We start from the raw sequence: 277 nt of genomic DNA, 5'->3' as shown, positions 1-277 counted from the left end.
TCTAGTTTTCAAGGTACAAAATAAAAAAAATGGTGGAGCCTAGCGGGATCGAACCGCTGACCTCCTGCGTGCAAGGCAGGCGCTCTCCCAGCTGAGCTAAGGCCCCATTATTATATTAAAAAGATATGGTGGGCCTAAATGGACTCGAACCATCGACCTCACGCTTATCAGGCGTGCGCTCTAACCAGCTGAGCTATAGGCCCATATCTATAATAGAAGGATAATCCTTCAAAACTAAACAAAACAATGAAGAAACATTTCATACATGAACCATCGG

The 277-nt window shown here is 44.4% G+C and carries 2 tRNA genes; both read right to left on the bottom strand.

The features are described 5' to 3' along the window. Positions 1 to 30: 30 nt before the first annotated feature. Positions 31 to 106: transfer RNA gene (locus tag COJ46_RS18705), tRNA-Ala, on the bottom strand. Between the two features lie 20 nt (positions 107 to 126). Next, a tRNA-Ile gene (locus COJ46_RS18700) sits at positions 127 to 203 on the bottom strand. Positions 204 to 277: the final 74 nt, after the last annotated feature.

It is taken from the genome of Bacillus sp. AFS077874 (assembly GCF_002566505.1).
In the GTDB taxonomy this organism is placed as follows: Bacteria; Bacillota; Bacilli; order Bacillales; family Bacillaceae_G; genus Gottfriedia.
The sequence above is the reverse complement of the archived record's forward strand: the minus strand, read 5'-3'. Positions and strand labels throughout refer to the sequence as shown.